This window comes from Sediminicola arcticus, from assembly GCF_040566695.1.
In the GTDB taxonomy this organism is placed as follows: domain Bacteria; phylum Bacteroidota; class Bacteroidia; order Flavobacteriales; family Flavobacteriaceae; genus Sediminicola; species Sediminicola arcticus.
The window spans coordinates 88,852-104,686 of sequence record NZ_JBEXAE010000004.1 but is presented as its reverse complement, the minus strand read 5'-3'; the positions used below and the strand labels follow the sequence as shown (position 1 = coordinate 104,686).

The window sequence follows — 15,835 nt, the reverse complement described above, 5'->3', positions numbered from 1 at the left end:
TTAAGTTATTTTATATTCATTTTTTGAAGTAATGGAAATATATCCATCTTCCAAGAGTCCCTGTAATACGATCAATATGGTTTCTTCCTTATAGGTAAGAGCCATTGTTAAGTTTCTTGATGTCTGATTGTCTCTACGCAATATTTTCAAGATATCTTCTGCTACTAAATTCTGGATATCGTTATCGATGTTGTTTTTACTTAGACACACATCACAGATGCCACAGGCTTTCCGTTCCTCACCGAAATAGTGCAGCAATTGTTTGCTTCTGCAGACCTTATCGTTATTGACATAGGCTAAAATACTTTCAATATTATTGATTTTGACCTGTTGTTGCTCTTTTACTTTTCTGGAAAACATATTGATTGTCCTGTCATCTTCTCTAGGTGCTAGAAAAATAATTTCCAAATCACTACTCTGTGCCTTGTAATCCACAATCCCATCAGTATGTAATTGTTCTAGTGTTAAAAGGATTTTCTCCTCTGAGACATTAGTTTTCTTTGAAATTAATAAAGGGTTAATTTTGGTGGGGTGTTCAAAAATGCCCCCATAGGTCCTTAGAATAGTTTGGATCATTGGGGCTATAGATTTATGGTTGTCTAAGTAGTAAAATAACTGCGCTTTGGTAGCTATAAATTGTAGGGTTATTTTTTTGGCAAAGGATTCTGACAATGCAATCACCGAATTTTGATCTAGAATACGCAGTCCATTAAAGGTTAGTGCTGTATTTAGGGTATAGGTGTCACAAAATTTATTGAAATGAAACTGAAAAGTTTCTGCACTCATTTCCCCATAGGGGATTTGAAAGTAGTTGTTTAGTTTTCTATACAGGAGCTTTAGAAAATCAACATCTGGAAGTACACTTAAAAATTGCCGTTTTACTTGGTTTTCATCGGCCTTATTTAGTACCATTACCGACTTGGCTGGAGTCCCGTCCCTACCGGCTCTCCCGGCTTCCTGGAAATAATTCTCCAGACTGTCAGGGATTTGATAATGTACCACAAGTTCAACATCTGGCTTGTCTATCCCCATACCAAAAGCGTTCGTGGCCACCATTACCCGAACTTTGTTATCTAGCCATAATTGTAATCGCTTTGTTTTTTCTTTTTTTGGAATACCTCCATGAAAAAAAGTGGCAACACATTTTTGTGTATTCAGGAAGTCAGACAACTCCTTCGCAGCCCTTCTTGTTCTAACATAGACAATGGCGCTTTTTTGTAACTTTAGGCAGAGGTTTTTTAATTGGAATTTCTTATCCTCGCTCCAATGCACGTGAAAAGAAATATTGTCTCTAGAAAATGAGTCTTTATAAATAGCCGCCGCAGATAATTGAAGGTTTTCAATTATATCTTCTGCAACTTTTGTGGTAGCCGTAGCGGTAAGGGCAATGATTGGAGTTTCTGGTAATAGTGCCCTTAGAATATTGCAATGGAGGTAAGCAGGTCTAAAATCATTACCCCATTGAGAAATACAATGAGCCTCATCTATAGCGATTAGATTTACGTTCATCTGCTGAATACGTTCCTGTACCAACTCCTGTTGCAATCGTTCCGGAGATAAATAAAGGAACTTATAGTTTCCATACAGACAATTATCCAGGAGGTCTATGACTTCATCAAAAGAAATTCCACCGGTAAGGGAAAGAGCCTTAATCCCCTTGCTCTTTAGAGCATCAACTTGGTTTTGAATCAAAGCTATTAAGGGAGATACAACAATACAAAGCCCATCTTTTGCCATGGCAGGTACTTGATAACACATAGATTTACCTCCACCGGTGGGGAGTAGTGCAAGCACATCTCGACCTTGGATTACAGTCTCGATAATTTGTTCCTGTGACCCCCTAAATTGAGAAAATCCCCAATACTTTTCTAAAATTTTATGAGGGTCTTTAACCACAATTAGTTTTTTACTTTATTAAGAATAAAGGATAATCTTTCCGCTATAGTGCCCTTAGGAACGTGTTTGGGCTTATAACCATATTTTTTATAACTGGTTTCCAAGCAATCATGTATGCGCAAGGCCTCATCAAAATTTTCATAACGTTCTTCGTCCGTGGAATAGATTTCTTTCCATGGGGGCAAGAGAAATACGTCGTCATAGATATAGTTTTCACAGGCTTCTATAAAGCTATGATCGTATTCTTGGCCAAAACAGTCCATATAGGCAACAACATCCGGTAATCCTCTATCCATAAAAACGTGTTTTACAGGAAATTTGGATGCTTCATGAAACTGATTGATTCTACCTTCTGTAATTTTTTTACTGAATAGTAGAGGATCCGAAACGAATAATTGCTGAATGCCTTGTTCTCTGGCTTCCAGGGTAATACTTCTAGAGATCTCATGAATACATGCATGCCCCATCAACTCTATTTTTTCAATTATGGATGTTTTTCCGGTACTAGGTCCCCCTGTTATAACAATCTTTTTTGGTTTCAATAAAAATATTTTATGGGACAAAGTTAATGAAATAGCTAGTAGCGTAAAAAATTGCAACGGTTACTTTATATTTGCAAAAAGAAAAGCATGGATACTGAAAAATCTGACGAATTTTACAGAAAACTAAAAACACAACTAGAAGAAACTAGTTCATGGCCCTCGGATTACCTCTATAAATTTATTGTTCCTACGGCTGGTGAACGGATTACACAAATCCATAAAATCTTCGATAATACGGGCGCCGTAATTGAATCTAAACAATCCAAAAAAGGAAAATACACGAGCTTGTCAATTACTGTAAATCTTAAAAATGCCGATGCCGTAATTGAGAAATATAAGGAAGTAGGCAAGGTCAAAGGGGTTATATCACTTTAATAATAGTATTTGTACCATATTTTTGCTAATTTGCAGACCTTATAAGACTTACTTCACTTATTATAACTTTTAAGCAAATTCTTTTAATTTGAATCTAGTAGAAAACATAGAGTATAATACTGAGCGTTCACACCTCATTATTCCCGAGTACGGAAGACATTTCCAAAAAATGGTAGATCATGCCATGACCATTGAAGATAGAGAGGAACGAAACAATGTTGCCAAAGCTATCATTAGTGTTATGGGTAATATTCAGCCTCATTTGAGGGATGTTCCAGACTTTCAACATAAGTTATGGGACCAGTTGTTTATCATGTCCGATTTTAATTTGGAAGTAGACTCTCCTTATCCAATTACCAGTAAGGAGGTTCTCCGTAAAAAGCCAGATCCTTTGGCCTATCCGCAAAATTTTCCTAAATATCGTTTTTACGGTAACAACATCAAAAAAATGATTGATGTAGCCGTGAAATGGGAAAAGGGTGATATGAGGGATGGTTTGGAGTATGCTATTGCCAACCACATGAAAAAGTGTTACCTAAATTGGAACAAAGATGTGGTAGATGATACTGCTATTTTCAATCATTTGTATGAATTGAGTGATGGGCAGATCGATTTAAAAGGCGAAAACCTTACCGAAAGTGGACAGTTTCTTAAGAATAGGGTTGCAAAAACCCCAAGAAACAGCAGTCCTAAAAAGAACCAAAGAAGTAATACTAACCGCGGTAAAAAGCGATATTAATATTTTCAACGTAAATGGGAACATTTAGGATTGAAGGTGGGCACCAACTTCATGGTGAAATTACACCACAGGGAGCAAAAAATGAGGCATTACAAATTTTGTGTGCTGTACTATTGACTTCAGAAAGCGTTACCATAAATAATATTCCAGACATTATAGATGTCAATAAACTAATATCTTTATTGGAGGATTTGGGCGTTAAAATCCAAAAAAAAGGAAAAGGATCCTTTACCTTCAAGGCAGATGATGTGAACTTGGATTACCTCCAATCTGATCAGTTCAAAAAGGACGGTAGGGGACTAAGGGGTTCTATAATGTTGGTTGGGCCTTTATTGGCTCGTTTTGGAAAAGGGTATATCCCTAAACCGGGAGGTGATAAAATTGGTCGTCGTCGTTTGGATACCCATTTTGAAGGACTAATTAAGTTAGGCGCTAAATTTAGATACAATAAGGAAGAGTTGTTCTATGGGGTAGAAGCCAAAAAATTAAAAGGGGCCTATATGCTCCTTGATGAAGCTTCTGTAACAGGTACTGCGAACATCTTAATGGCAGCTGTTTTGGCAGAAGGACAAACCACTATTTATAATGCCGCTTGTGAACCGTACTTACAACAATTGTGCAAGATGCTCAATAGGATGGGGGCAAAGATCAGTGGAATAGGTTCCAACTTATTAAAAATTGAAGGAGTTGATACATTGGGTGGAACAGAGCATACCATGCTTCCGGATATGATAGAGATTGGGAGTTGGATTGGTCTTGCCGCAATGACCCAAAGTGAACTAACCATTAAAAATGTGAGTTGGGACAATTTAGGTCAGATCCCCACAGTTTTTAGAAAGATGGGAATTACCTTGGAGCGCAAGGGAGATGATATTTATATTCCAGCACACAAAGATGGGTACGAAATACAGAATTATATAGATGGCTCCATTTTAACCATTGCAGACGCGCCTTGGCCGGGACTTACGCCAGATTTATTGAGTATTATCTTAGTCATGGCCACTCAAGCAAAAGGTGAGATATTGATACATCAAAAAATGTTTGAAAGTCGTTTGTTCTTTGTGGATAAACTGATAGATATGGGTGCTAAAATTATTCTTTGCGATCCTCATAGGGCTACCATTATTGGTCATGACTTTAAATCGACTTTAAAAGCGACTACCATGGTGTCGCCAGATATTAGAGCAGGGATATCTTTATTGATCGCTGCACTATCTGCAAAAGGGATCTCTACGATCCATAATATTGAACAGATTGACAGGGGTTACGAAAATATAGATGAACGTCTTAGGGCTATTGGTGCTAAGATCGTGAGGATCTAGTTTAGGATTGGAATACTTCCAAAACGCTCCAGACAAAAATTAAATTCCATAAAATAGTACGGATCCAATTTCTTTCTTCCAGTAGATGTAAATCTTCAGGTGTAAAGGAGTTGGATCCTATTTTTTCATGGATTGGTACAAATACAGAGAAGGTAATGACCCAAAGGGAAAGCACCAATATAAAGCTGCCTAAAGAATAGAAGGTTAGGGTTTTATAGGCCAAAAAACCACTTACCAGTAGTTGTCCAACCATTAGGGGCACTACAATGTAGGTAATGCGTACCGTATATTTTTGGTGCCATTGGAACAGATCAGCCGAAGTGAAGTATGTAAAACTTGGGTAGACAACAAGTTGTACCATCCAGATTAAGACAACTAGCCCTAAATCCAAGACAAGCCTTAATTCTTCTATCATTTATTCTTATAATTTGTGACTATTTATTTCTCAACCAAGGTGCCATCAGGATAATGGGCGAACCTCCCTTTTTTCCTGTCGTGAACATTATCCGAATAAGGCCATGGCCATCCTCCAAATTGGGTCAATTGATATTCTTGCATGGCCTGTTGTATTTCTTGGTCCGTATTCATCACAAAGGGACCATATTTGGCAACGGGTTCATTAATTGGTTTTCCTTGTAGCATTAGAAAGGAGGCTTTTTTAGCACCATTTTTTAAGACTACTTCCATTTCTGATTGTAGATCCATTCCATGATTGGGAGCGATTTTTTCACCGTCTACTGAGCACTGATCCCCTTCGTAAAAATAGAGGCTTCTGTGTACCTCTTTGTTAGAAGCGGGCAGAGTAAATTCGGTATTTGGTTCCAAATGAATGTTCCAAACTGCTACTTCGTTTTCAGGATCGGCAGCCCAAGAATTTGGTGCCGGTTTAGGCGCCTTATTTTCATTGAAGTTACCTGCCATGACTTTTACTGTAGTGCCATTTGCATTAACCACAGGAATATCCTCATGCCACAACATGGCAAAATGGGGTTCTACAAATTTATTTGCCTTGGGCAAGTTCAGCCAGATTTGGAAAAGCTCCAAAGGATTTTCCGCTTCTGTTTTTAATAATGGGAACATTTCTGAGTGTTGTACTCCTCTACCTGCAGTCATCCACTGTACGTCTCCTTCTCCAAAGCGTCCTGCTGCACCTAAAGAGTCCGAATGATCACAATATCCTTTATTGACAATGGTGATGGTTTCAAACCCTCTATGGGGGTGATATGGAAAACCAGGGATGGTTTGTCCGTGGTACATTCTCCATCCATCTTTAGTGGTAAAGTCATTTCCTAAATTGCGACCTTCAAGGGAGGCCGCGGGTCCCATTTCTTCATTGCCTTTTGGATAATGGTCCAGATGGTACACACAAAATAAAAAGGGATCTTGTGTTTGCCAAGGGAAGCTTAATGGGTATATGTTTTTAATGGAATTTTTCATGGTTAAGAATATTAGAAATGAAGCATAGTAATTTACTGGGCCTTACGGTTAATGTACGGCATCATTAATTTCTATCCAGTACCCTTCTGGGTCTCTCAAATAGATTTGACGTACCCCGTCGGCTCTTAAGGTAATGGCATTCTTGGTTCCTGGCCAATCCTCATATTCAACATTATTTGCATTCAAATTATATATAAAGGCCTCTAACTTTTTTGTGGAAAGACAAAGGTGCATAGATTTATGTTTTTTCATAACTACGGTGTCCTTTAAAATAAGGTGTAGTTGGGTATTTTCCTGCACTTGAAACCAACGAAAACCAGGATCATTGGTAGGATGTGAAATTTCTTTTAACTGCAGCACATTGGAATAAAAGTCACCAGTTTTTTTAAGATTGTTTACTATTAGGGACGAATGGTCAATAGTAAAATCAAAGCTCTGTGCTTTGGTGGCAATCGCCAAAAAAAATAGAATTAATAGAGGAATATATTTCATAAAATCTTTAATTTACTTTAAAGACCCAAGATACTTAAAAATAAGATTAAACTGTTATTTTCTCCATGATCACATATGTTATATTACCTTTGGAAAACGTGGTTGGTGTCTCTGAGAAACCAAATTTGCGGTAAAATTTGGTTTTGTCTTTTCTGGCATTACACCAGATCTTTTTTACTCCTTTTCTTTGGGCCTCTTTTAGTGTATAATTTAATAGTTGACTGCCATATCCCTTTCCCTGTTCTGAAGTTCTGGTGGCCAATTTCCGAAGCTGTGCGACATCTTGTATTATGAATAGCGATACTGTACTCACTAATTCTTCATTAAGAAATAATCCAAAATGTAGACCTTGTTCATCTTTAGGTAATTTGATGTAACTAAAAGGTTTACTTGGCCACATCACGGTATGGCGTAATGGCCAAGTTTTCTCAGCAGAAATAGATTTAATGTGTGTCCCCATGAGTGTCTCTAATTAAACCTCTTATAATTAGATATTGGGCAATGGCGTAGGTGCCCATTACCATTAAATTAGAGTAGGGAAGGGGCGTGATAAATTTATTGATTGCCAAAAAACTATCTGAAATTATAAAACTTAGTGCTCCAAAAAAAACCAAAAGAAAACTGTTGCCCGAAACGTTCCCTTTTCGTTTATAGGCCATTAGTATCATGATTAGAATGGCAAGAATATAGATAGAGACCGGTATTTTAATGTTCCCTAAATAGGAATAAAGAATACTATATAACGCAAATCCATAACCCGTAAAAAGTAGTGTCGTTATCCAAAGATCTAATCCGTTTTTTGAACTGCGTTGAGTATAAAAGCAAAATGCATAAAAAATATGTGCTAAAAGAAAGGAACTCAATCCCAAAATAAAGTAAAGCTCGGATACACTATCGAATAAAAGAAAAACATCTCCCACTAGCGAAAACACCAACGCCATTAATGTAAATTGTGAAGATCTTTTTTGCATCCCTTTTCTATTCAGAAAGAAATAGACTATCAGGGATGTTAGGATGAAGGGTTTGCTGACTATCCTAAAAAAGCTGTGCGAAGTGCTACTTAAATAAATATCCAAAGCCACCAACAAAAAGAAGATAAATCCAAATATGAGATGGTGAAGGGGTGTCTTGGTCACGTTTAAATATATTTTTCGCTGCTCTATATTTTGCTATAATGCCTTTAATGAGTTCTCCTGTTGTCGGAGGTATAGGATATGGCGTTGGCTCCTTTTTCAATTACCATCAAGATGCTATCGTCATTCTTTCCTCCAGTGGCAAGGAAGGCTACCTTGTCATCATATTCCCTTATCCGATGAACGATTTCCTTTGTTTTTTCAGCTCCAGAAACGTTAAAAATATTTACTCCTGCGGCTATCCTTCCTTTTATATCGTCCTTTTCGGAAACAATGGTAATTACTACTGGGATATCAATTTTTTGTTTTACGCGTTTGATCAGTTCATTAGGAGTAGGTTTGTTGAGGACCACACCCAAAGCGCCTTGGTATTCTGCCTGCATTGCTAGTTTATAGGATCCATATGACTTACTTCCTTCTTGGATTCTTCGCATCCAAAGGTGATCCAAATAATGAACAGGAACAGGCATATGGACCTCATAATTAATAGTTTTTTTAATGAATCAAAACATTTTATGTAGACCTCAAAATTAGTAAGCCGTTACGATCTTGAATCTTATGTTAGTTCTTTCCTATTGGCGGTGGCCCATCGGGCACAATAGCTTTATAAACCTCACTGCCTTTTCTCTCTTTGTATTCTGTCTTTACCTTTTCTACCAACTTAGGATTCTCAAAGAGGTCTACCATGGTCATGCCCATTGCTTTGGCTGCATAGGCCATTCCTTTATGGCCTATGCTCATTCCGCCGCAGGCAACTACCGCCCATGAATGCCAAGGTGTGTCCTTTGGGGCAGTGGTTACACCTAAATTGATGTTGGCCACATTCCAGCTTACATCCCCAACATCTGTAGATCCTCCTCCTGGGTTTTCTTTAGTTTCTTCTAAAGGATAAATCTTACTGTCCATCCCAACTTGCTCTTTTCCTGTCCCTTCTTGAATTTTCTTCCCAAAAGCAGTTTCTTCAGCTGTGTACGTAATGGGCCCTAAAAGTTCCAAGTTCTTCTGCATGATTTCACCTCCAGACCGATTGACTAGCGTTTCATAAATACCAGAAATCAAAGATATTTTATAATCCACATTAGCCATGATAGCGGCACCTTCGGCCATTTTTTGAACCCTTTCATATACAGGCATCATTCCACTGCGTTTACTATCGCGTACCCTTACCCATAAACGTGAATAATCTGGAACAACATTAACCACCTGACCGCCATCTTGAATGTGGTAATGAATACGAACTGTAGGTTTTATATGTTCCCTATAGTAGTTGATGCCATTGGTATATAATTCTAAGGCATCGGAGGCACTACGACCATTCCATGGATCCATAGAAGCATGGGCGGCTTGACCATAAAATTCAACCTTAAAGTCTACTAATGCCAATGAGCTTTGTACATCGGCCTTGGTTTCGGCACTAGGGTGCCAGCTGATATTTACATCTACTCCATCCCATATACCTTCGCGAACCATCCATATCTTTCCAAAGAACTTTTCTTCGGATGGGGTACCCATAAACTTAATGGTTCCTTTTAATTTTCCTTGTTCAATCAATTCCTTTGCAGCTATAGCCGATCCAAGCGAAGCAGCACCAAATAGGTTGTGGCCACAACCATGTCCGGCAGCACCTTCATCTAGGGGATCTTTGGTTGGTTGTGCCTTTTGGGATATTCCCGGAAGGGCATCAAACTCACCCAATACGCTTATCACAGGACTTCCGCTGCCGTAGGTAGCAACAAATGCTGTAGGCATTCCGGCAACCCCTCGTTCTACTATAAACCCATTTTTTTCTGCATAGTCGGCCAAAATTTTAGAAGATTGTTGCTCTTCAAAAGCAGTTTCTGCCAATGCCCAAATAGAATCACTAATCTTAGTCAAAGCTTCCTCATGGCGCTCTACGGAGGCTATGATTGCTTTTTTGTTGCTATTCATTTTTTGAGAGAATGCCGAAGCCGTAACAAGCATCGCCATTAAAAATATTGTTTTTTTCATCTGTTGGGTTATTTTATGTATTGTATTTGATGTTAAAGTGAGTATAGGAAATGACAATCAGTTCTTTTAAAATATCGATGTCAATATCTGATAATTTTTTAATATAAAGGCATGATTTCCCTGTTTTATGCCCCCCCCAATTTATGTAGGAGCTCATCGAATCGATCAAAACCGGTCATAATATAGAGGATAAGGTTATGTTTTCTAGGCGAAAATCCAATGAGCATCATATCTCCTTCGCGACCAGAATCGTATTTATAGTGGTAAGAATCGAATCCAACAAGGCTATCTCCCCACATTACCGCAGGCTTTCCATTTTCTCTATAAGAACAAAAGAGTCGTTACGTCTTGTTTCATTTTCAATGGAGTTCAAAAACCGGATGACCGAAGCCTTTGTAGGTTTGGTTTTATTTTCTATCATGGTGCTAACTTTCCCTAAATTTAATAATTAAGGAAGCAATTGAAAAACATGAAACTATAGTAGGTATCTAATTTAGGGAGTGTCTTGGTCATCCCAAACAGGTCTGCCTTCCAAGGTATGCTTATTTAAAATCCGAGTCCCTTCCAATTTTACAGGAGCTGAATTTTTGAAAGTCCATAGGGCATCACTAGCATGTTTTCTTGAACTATGCAGATTAACTATAGGGTTTGGATAGTTTTTTCCCAATTCAAAACCTAAGAATTGTTGTTCCATAAGGGGTATTTTCCATGGTTCATGTAGGTATTGATGAGGTAGGTTGGATAGTTCTGGCACCCATTTTTTTATAAATAAGCCTTCTGGATCGTGATCGATCCCATTTTTAACAGGGTTGTAAATCCTTATGGTATTAATTCCAGTTTCTCCAGCCTGCATGTTCAATTGTGGAAAATGTATGCCAGGTTCAAAATCTAAAAAGTGCTGCGCCAAATGTTGCGTGCAATCTTGCCAAGGTTGCCATAGGAGATGCGTGAAAAAAGAAGCTAATAATGCCCTAAGTCTAAAGTTGACAAAACCTGTTTGGACCAAGCAGCGCATCGCGGCATCTACCATGGGAACTCCTGTTTGCCCATCCTTCCAAGCTTTTTGTAATTCTTGGTTTACTGGTTTTGCAAGTTGATGGTACCCAGCGTTGACACTTACAAATTCCATGCTCCCTTCCATTTCAAATTTTTGAATGAAATGGGCCTGCCAGCGTAAACGGGATAAAAAAGAGTTCAGGTTTCTTTTGTCTTTCACTTTGTTTTTATGGTTCGCCATAAATTGACAAACTTGGCGTACCGATAGATTACCCCAAGCTAGATAGGGGGAGACCCGGCTACTGTGTTTTCTAGAAGTAAAAGGCTTGGAATAATTTTTATTATAACCTTGTATACGCTGGTCTATAAAAGAACGCAGATATTTAACGCCTTGAGAGGTTCCGCCTTTTTGATAAAGGGGACTGTTGCTAGTATGTAGATCGGCAATAACAAAGAGAGGTTCAATGGACAATTGGATTTCTTCTCTAGTAAAGAAATCACCCATGTCCATTATAGGATTTACAAGGTTCTTATTGATAAACGCTACCCAATTTTTTTGCCAGTCGGCACGATTTTTACGACCTCTAAAAACACCGTTATGAATATTTTCCTGCCAATTAACTTGATGTGCTCTGCACCATTGGGCAACTTTTTTATCACGGTCATAGGTCATTTTCATACCCGTTTCTTGATGTGAAAATAGATAGGTGATCTTTTCCACGCCATGCAATTTTTCCAATGCTACAGGGAAATTTTCAGAAACGCAAAGTACTTGGGTGTTGAATGTTGCCAATTGGACATTGATATCAGAAAGGCTTTGTTTTATGAAATCTAGGTGAATCTTACTGTAGTGACCGTCCTCGGTCCACAAGGGTTCAAAGCTATAAATCAATAGTATTTTTTGGTTCTTGGCGATAGCTTGGGCCAAGGGTTCATGATCCATGATCCTTAGATCTCGTTTAAACCAAACAATAACCATTAGGCCAACGCTTCCTTATAGGTGATTAAACAGCGTTCCCTAGCTTCTTTATGGTCTACTACCATATTAGGATAGGAACTCTTTTCCAATTCAGGGACCCATTTATGGATGTATTTCTTTTGCTTATCAAACTTATCAACTTGGGTCATTGGGTTAAAGATCCTGAAATAGGGAGCGGCATCAACACCGCTACCTGCTGCCCACTGCCAATTGCCCACATTACTGCTCATTTCATAGTCCAAAAGCTTTTCAGCAAAATAAGCTTCTCCCCAGCGCCAATCTATCAATAAATGTTTGCATAAAAAACTAGCCACCAACATCCGCACCCTGTTGTGCATGTAACCAGTGGTATTTAGCTCTCTCATTCCGGCATCTACCAAGGCGTATCCGGTTTGTCCGCTTGTCCATTTGTCAAATTCCTCTTCATTGTTCCTCCATGTTATCCTATCGTATTTTGGTTTAAAAGAATTATGGACTGTATGTGGAAAATGCCATAAAATCTGCATAAAAAATTCTCGCCACACCAGCTCGCTCCAAAATACTTCGTTCTTTTCCGCAAGGGCTTTTTTCATCATTTTACGTATAGACACCGTTCCAAAACGTAAATGTGGCCCAAGTCTAGAAGTGCCGTTTTCAATAGCTGGATAGTTTCGGGTGTCCTCATAGTTCTCAATAAGGGTAGGTGTTACGTCATACTCATGAACCTTAATATCGGATTTTTTAAATCCTATATCAGCTAAGGAAAAATTTGGGAGGCTGCTTTGTTGGATTAGGTTATGAAGGTATTGACTAGTAGAGTGAATGGTAAGATGCTCCTTTTCTGAAAATGCGTCTTTCCATTTTCTTTTAAAGGGGGTATAGACCACATAAGGATTTCCATCATCTTTAACTACCTCATTCTTTTCAAAGATAACCTGGTCCTTAAAAGTATGGAATGGGATGTCTTCCGCATCTAAAAGTTTTTCAATGGCCGAATCCCTTTTCAACGCATATGGTTCATAGTCCCTATTGGTATATACTTCAGCGATTTCATTTTCTTTTAAGAGGTTCTGAAAGATTTGATATGGTTTTCCATGATAAATAGCAATGGAACTTCCATGGATATCTTGAAGCTCTGAACTCATTTGTTGTAGGGTTTCATGAATGAATGTTATCCGAGGATCTTGCTCAGGGAGCTTTTCTAAAATTTCACTATCGAATATAAAAATAGGCATCACAGGATGCCCACTTTTTAAAGCTGCCAAAAAACCAACATTGTCATCCAATCGCAAATCTCTCCTAAACCAAAAAACAGAAACTTTTTTATTCATGCGCCATTTTACTTTCTAATTTACATTTAAGGTCGACAGACCACCATCCACACCAATGATTTGTCCGGTCATCCAACTACTGTCATCGCTTAACAAAAATACGGCAATATTGGCGATATCCTCTGGGGTTCCTACTCTTTTCAAGGGATGTCTTTCTGCCATTGCTTCCCTTTTCTTATCGTTATTCAGCAACCTTGAAGACAATGGGGTGTCTACTAATGAAGGAGCTACCACGTTCACGCGTAATTTAGGAGCATATTCTGCTGCTAGGGATTTTGCAAATCCTTCTATTGCCCCTTTTGAGGCAGAAACACTAGTATGGAAGGGCATGCCGTTGGTGACCGCAACGGTACTGAAAAATACCATGCTGGCATTATCTGTCATTTTTGACATGATGGCTTTCAGTACTTTTACAAGACTAAAAAAGTTCAAATGCATGTCTTGTTCAAAGGTATCTAGCCCCATCATTTTAAAAGGTTTTAAATTGATGCTTCCTGGACAGAAAACAAAACCGTGTATCTCGTTAGGAAACTTACTGGCATCTAAATCATCTTTTGTGGCATCAAACTGTATGTGTGTTACATCGAGGTTTTCTAAACCTTCGTTGCTACGTGATGCTACAAATATGTTGTTATCAGGAGCTAATTGGGTGACTATGGCATGTCCTATTCCATGAGATCCTCCAATTAATACGATGTTCTTTTTCATATATTTAATTTTTTAGTAGTTGTTCTTTTTATGGTTTTTAAAATGAATCAAAAATTAATTCGCTAGGCATGTTTTCCATTGTTCCAAATAAATTGGTCAATTTCTCTTCCCTGAATTTAAAGATTTGCTTTAATTGCTTTTTAACAATAATGGGGTGTGCCATTTGTCCCAATATTCCAAGAGGAATCTTGTAATCAATAATATCTTCCATCACCACTCCACCCTCAATCTCATGGATAAAATGTTTATGATGCCACAGGGCATAAGGTCCAAAAAGTTGGACATCCACAAAATAATTCCCGTATTCTACTTGGGTTATTTCTGACACCCATTTAGTAGTAAATCCTGGAAAAGGGGATACTTTATATTGTATGATTTGCCCTGGGAACATGGGTTTGTCACCTCCAGAAAGAACATGAAACCCCATGTGCTCAGGAGTAATGACCTTTAGATTTTTAGGCTGGGATAGAAAGTTCCAAGCTTTTTGCTTACTAATAGGCAAAGACTGTTTTGAGCGTAATTGGTACAATTTCATTGTTTAGGTTTGTCCAAAGATAGGGGTATTATTGTTTAGATAATAATTATAAAAGTTAAACAAAATTAAAATAATATGTATTTGTGTATTGGAAATATTGATTTGAGGTTAACGATATATTGTTCACAGACGGCTTAAATTATTTAATAGGTCCCTCTAATTTTGTACATTTCCCAAAGCACAATAGTCATGAAAATAACTTTTTTAATTTTTTGCACACTACTGTTTTCTATTTTAGGTTTAGCGCAAGATAATGCTAGGGAGTTGGGGATGCTCCCAGAGGCAGTTTTTGAGACTTCTGGATTAATTTTTCACAATAATAAAATTATCACCCATAATGATTCTGGAAATAAGGCCCAGCTTTTCGAACTGGATACGATCTCGTTACAGATTACACGTACCGTTACCATTTCTAATGCGGTTAATATAGATTGGGAAGATATTGCACAGGACGACACTTATATTTATATTGGAGAAATTGGAAACAACAATGGCAGTAGAAGGGATTTGGCAGTATATAGGATATTAAAAACAGATTATGACAGATCGGATTCCGTTACGGCAGACAAAATTAATTTTTCATACCCTGATCAAACCGACTTTACTCCAAGTCCTAATAGTGATTGGGATGCCGAAGCCCTTTTTGTTTTTAACGACAAACTTGTTATTCTAACAAAACAATGGCAGAGTAATGGGACTAAGGCATATAGAATGCCGAAAATACCGGGGAGCTATGTGGCAACCCAAATTGGAAATTATCCCGTAAACGGTCTAGTGACCGGAGCCAGTTTTAATCCTGATACCCGTATTCTATATTTTATTGGGTATTCTAAGTTTTTACTTCCTTTTATAGTTCGGGTGGATGCATTGGAACCGGAAAATATATTTGTAGGAACTGTACAAAAAACTAACCTAAATTTAGGTTTTCTTCAGGCAGAGGGAATCGCGTACGTTTCTGAGAATCGTTATATGTTTTCTTCAGAAAAGTTCACCAATAGCAGTCCCATGATTACTTCGGAATCAAGACTCTTTTTGTTTACTACGGCAGATAAAGTAAAAGAAGAACCTTTGTTGGAAGGAGATAAGCAAGGACTCCTTATTTATAAGCGATTTGGTGCTAGTGAACTGGAATACGAGATTCAGGGAAAAATTCTGGGAAGAGCTATTTTTGATAGCAATGGTCGACGCATACATTATATTCTAGGAAAAGACATAGGCGAAAATATTGTCAACTTGGGAACCTTAAATTCTTCAATTTATTACCTCACATTTTATACGGACAAGGGCATAGTATCTGCCCCATTTTGGATGAATTAAGCAAACTTTTCATTTTTTTATTTAAGGAATTATTAACAAACCTACCTTGTCATTATAAGTAGTTT

At 37.9% G+C, this 15,835-nt stretch carries 19 protein-coding genes; 4 read left to right on the top strand and 15 right to left on the bottom strand.

What is annotated here, in order from left to right; genetic code table 11:
- Positions 1–1,896 carry a RecQ family ATP-dependent DNA helicase gene (locus ABXZ36_RS09740; protein ID WP_354615328.1) on the bottom strand — a complete coding sequence of 632 codons (1,896 nt, stop codon included), beginning with the start codon at positions 1,894–1,896 and terminating at the stop codon, positions 1–3.
- 2 nt (positions 1,897–1,898) lie between these two features.
- Positions 1,899–2,438, bottom strand: a complete 540-nt coding sequence (locus ABXZ36_RS09735; RefSeq protein WP_354615327.1) for an AAA family ATPase — start codon at positions 2,436–2,438, stop codon at positions 1,899–1,901.
- A gap of 87 nt (positions 2,439–2,525) precedes the next feature.
- Here ABXZ36_RS09735 and ABXZ36_RS09730 point away from each other — a divergent pair, with 87 nt between their 5' ends.
- From ABXZ36_RS09730 to murA, 3 genes are all read left to right on the top strand, one after another.
- Positions 2,526–2,813, top strand: coding sequence for a DUF493 family protein (locus tag ABXZ36_RS09730; protein ID WP_354615326.1), 288 nt, complete (start codon positions 2,526–2,528; stop codon positions 2,811–2,813).
- A gap of 88 nt (positions 2,814–2,901) precedes the next feature.
- Positions 2,902–3,552, top strand: a complete 651-nt coding sequence (locus tag ABXZ36_RS09725) for a DUF4290 domain-containing protein (protein ID WP_354615325.1) — start codon at positions 2,902–2,904, stop codon at positions 3,550–3,552.
- Positions 3,553–3,566: 14 nt separating this feature from the next.
- Positions 3,567–4,874, top strand: coding sequence for a UDP-N-acetylglucosamine 1-carboxyvinyltransferase (gene murA, locus ABXZ36_RS09720; protein WP_354615324.1), 1,308 nt, complete (start codon positions 3,567–3,569; stop codon positions 4,872–4,874).
- Position 4,875: 1 nt separating this feature from the next.
- On the opposite strand, the gene ABXZ36_RS09715 is transcribed toward murA, so the two are convergent.
- From ABXZ36_RS09715 to ABXZ36_RS09655, 13 genes are all read right to left on the bottom strand, one after another.
- Entirely contained in the window at positions 4,876–5,289 is a 414-nt protein-coding gene (locus ABXZ36_RS09715; protein ID WP_354615323.1) for a hypothetical protein, read from the bottom strand.
- 23 nt (positions 5,290–5,312) lie between these two features.
- Entirely contained in the window at positions 5,313–6,311 is a 999-nt protein-coding gene (locus ABXZ36_RS09710) for a pirin family protein (RefSeq protein ID WP_354615322.1), read from the bottom strand.
- A gap of 48 nt (positions 6,312–6,359) precedes the next feature.
- Positions 6,360–6,803, bottom strand: a complete 444-nt coding sequence (locus ABXZ36_RS09705) for a VOC family protein (RefSeq protein ID WP_354615321.1) — start codon at positions 6,801–6,803, stop codon at positions 6,360–6,362.
- Positions 6,804–6,849: 46 nt separating this feature from the next.
- On the bottom strand, positions 6,850–7,263 hold the full coding sequence (locus ABXZ36_RS09700) for a GNAT family N-acetyltransferase (RefSeq protein WP_354615320.1): 414 nt from the start codon (positions 7,261–7,263) through the stop codon (positions 6,850–6,852).
- Positions 7,247–7,939: a lysoplasmalogenase gene (locus tag ABXZ36_RS09695; protein ID WP_354615319.1), complete on the bottom strand. Its 693-nt coding sequence runs from the start codon at positions 7,937–7,939 to the stop codon at positions 7,247–7,249. The genes ABXZ36_RS09700 and ABXZ36_RS09695 overlap by 17 nt, the downstream gene beginning before the upstream one ends.
- 44 nt (positions 7,940–7,983) lie before the next feature.
- Positions 7,984–8,406: a beta/alpha barrel domain-containing protein gene (locus ABXZ36_RS09690; protein WP_354615318.1), complete on the bottom strand. Its 423-nt coding sequence runs from the start codon at positions 8,404–8,406 to the stop codon at positions 7,984–7,986.
- Positions 8,407–8,497: 91 nt separating this feature from the next.
- On the bottom strand, positions 8,498–9,925 hold the full coding sequence (locus tag ABXZ36_RS09685; protein WP_354615317.1) for an amidohydrolase: 1,428 nt from the start codon (positions 9,923–9,925) through the stop codon (positions 8,498–8,500).
- A gap of 125 nt (positions 9,926–10,050) precedes the next feature.
- On the bottom strand, positions 10,051–10,224 hold the full coding sequence (locus ABXZ36_RS09680) for a hypothetical protein (protein WP_354615316.1): 174 nt from the start codon (positions 10,222–10,224) through the stop codon (positions 10,051–10,053).
- On the bottom strand, positions 10,224–10,346 hold the full coding sequence (locus ABXZ36_RS09675; protein WP_354615315.1) for a hypothetical protein: 123 nt from the start codon (positions 10,344–10,346) through the stop codon (positions 10,224–10,226). Before ABXZ36_RS09675 ends, ABXZ36_RS09680 begins: the two co-directional genes overlap by 1 nt.
- Before the next feature lie 72 nt (positions 10,347–10,418).
- Positions 10,419–11,900, bottom strand: coding sequence for a cryptochrome/deoxyribodipyrimidine photo-lyase family protein (locus tag ABXZ36_RS09670; RefSeq protein ID WP_354615314.1), 1,482 nt, complete (start codon positions 11,898–11,900; stop codon positions 10,419–10,421).
- The gene (locus ABXZ36_RS09665; RefSeq protein WP_354615313.1) at positions 11,900–13,210 is read right to left on the bottom strand and encodes a cryptochrome/photolyase family protein; all 1,311 of its coding nucleotides are present in this window, start codon (positions 13,208–13,210) and stop codon (positions 11,900–11,902) included. The genes ABXZ36_RS09670 and ABXZ36_RS09665 overlap by 1 nt, the downstream gene beginning before the upstream one ends.
- 15 nt (positions 13,211–13,225) lie before the next feature.
- A complete protein-coding gene (locus ABXZ36_RS09660; protein ID WP_354615312.1) occupies positions 13,226–13,918 on the bottom strand; it encodes an SDR family NAD(P)-dependent oxidoreductase in 693 nt (230 codons plus the stop codon).
- Between the two features lie 37 nt (positions 13,919–13,955).
- Positions 13,956–14,453 (bottom strand): SRPBCC family protein, encoded by a 498-nt coding sequence (locus tag ABXZ36_RS09655; RefSeq protein ID WP_354615311.1) that lies wholly within the window; start codon positions 14,451–14,453, stop codon positions 13,956–13,958.
- Positions 14,454–14,642: 189 nt separating this feature from the next.
- On the opposite strand from ABXZ36_RS09655, the gene ABXZ36_RS09650 reads away from it, so the two are divergent.
- The gene (locus ABXZ36_RS09650) at positions 14,643–15,770 is read left to right on the top strand and encodes a T9SS C-terminal target domain-containing protein (protein WP_354615310.1); all 1,128 of its coding nucleotides are present in this window, start codon (positions 14,643–14,645) and stop codon (positions 15,768–15,770) included.
- The last annotated feature ends 65 nt before the right edge of the window (positions 15,771–15,835 follow it).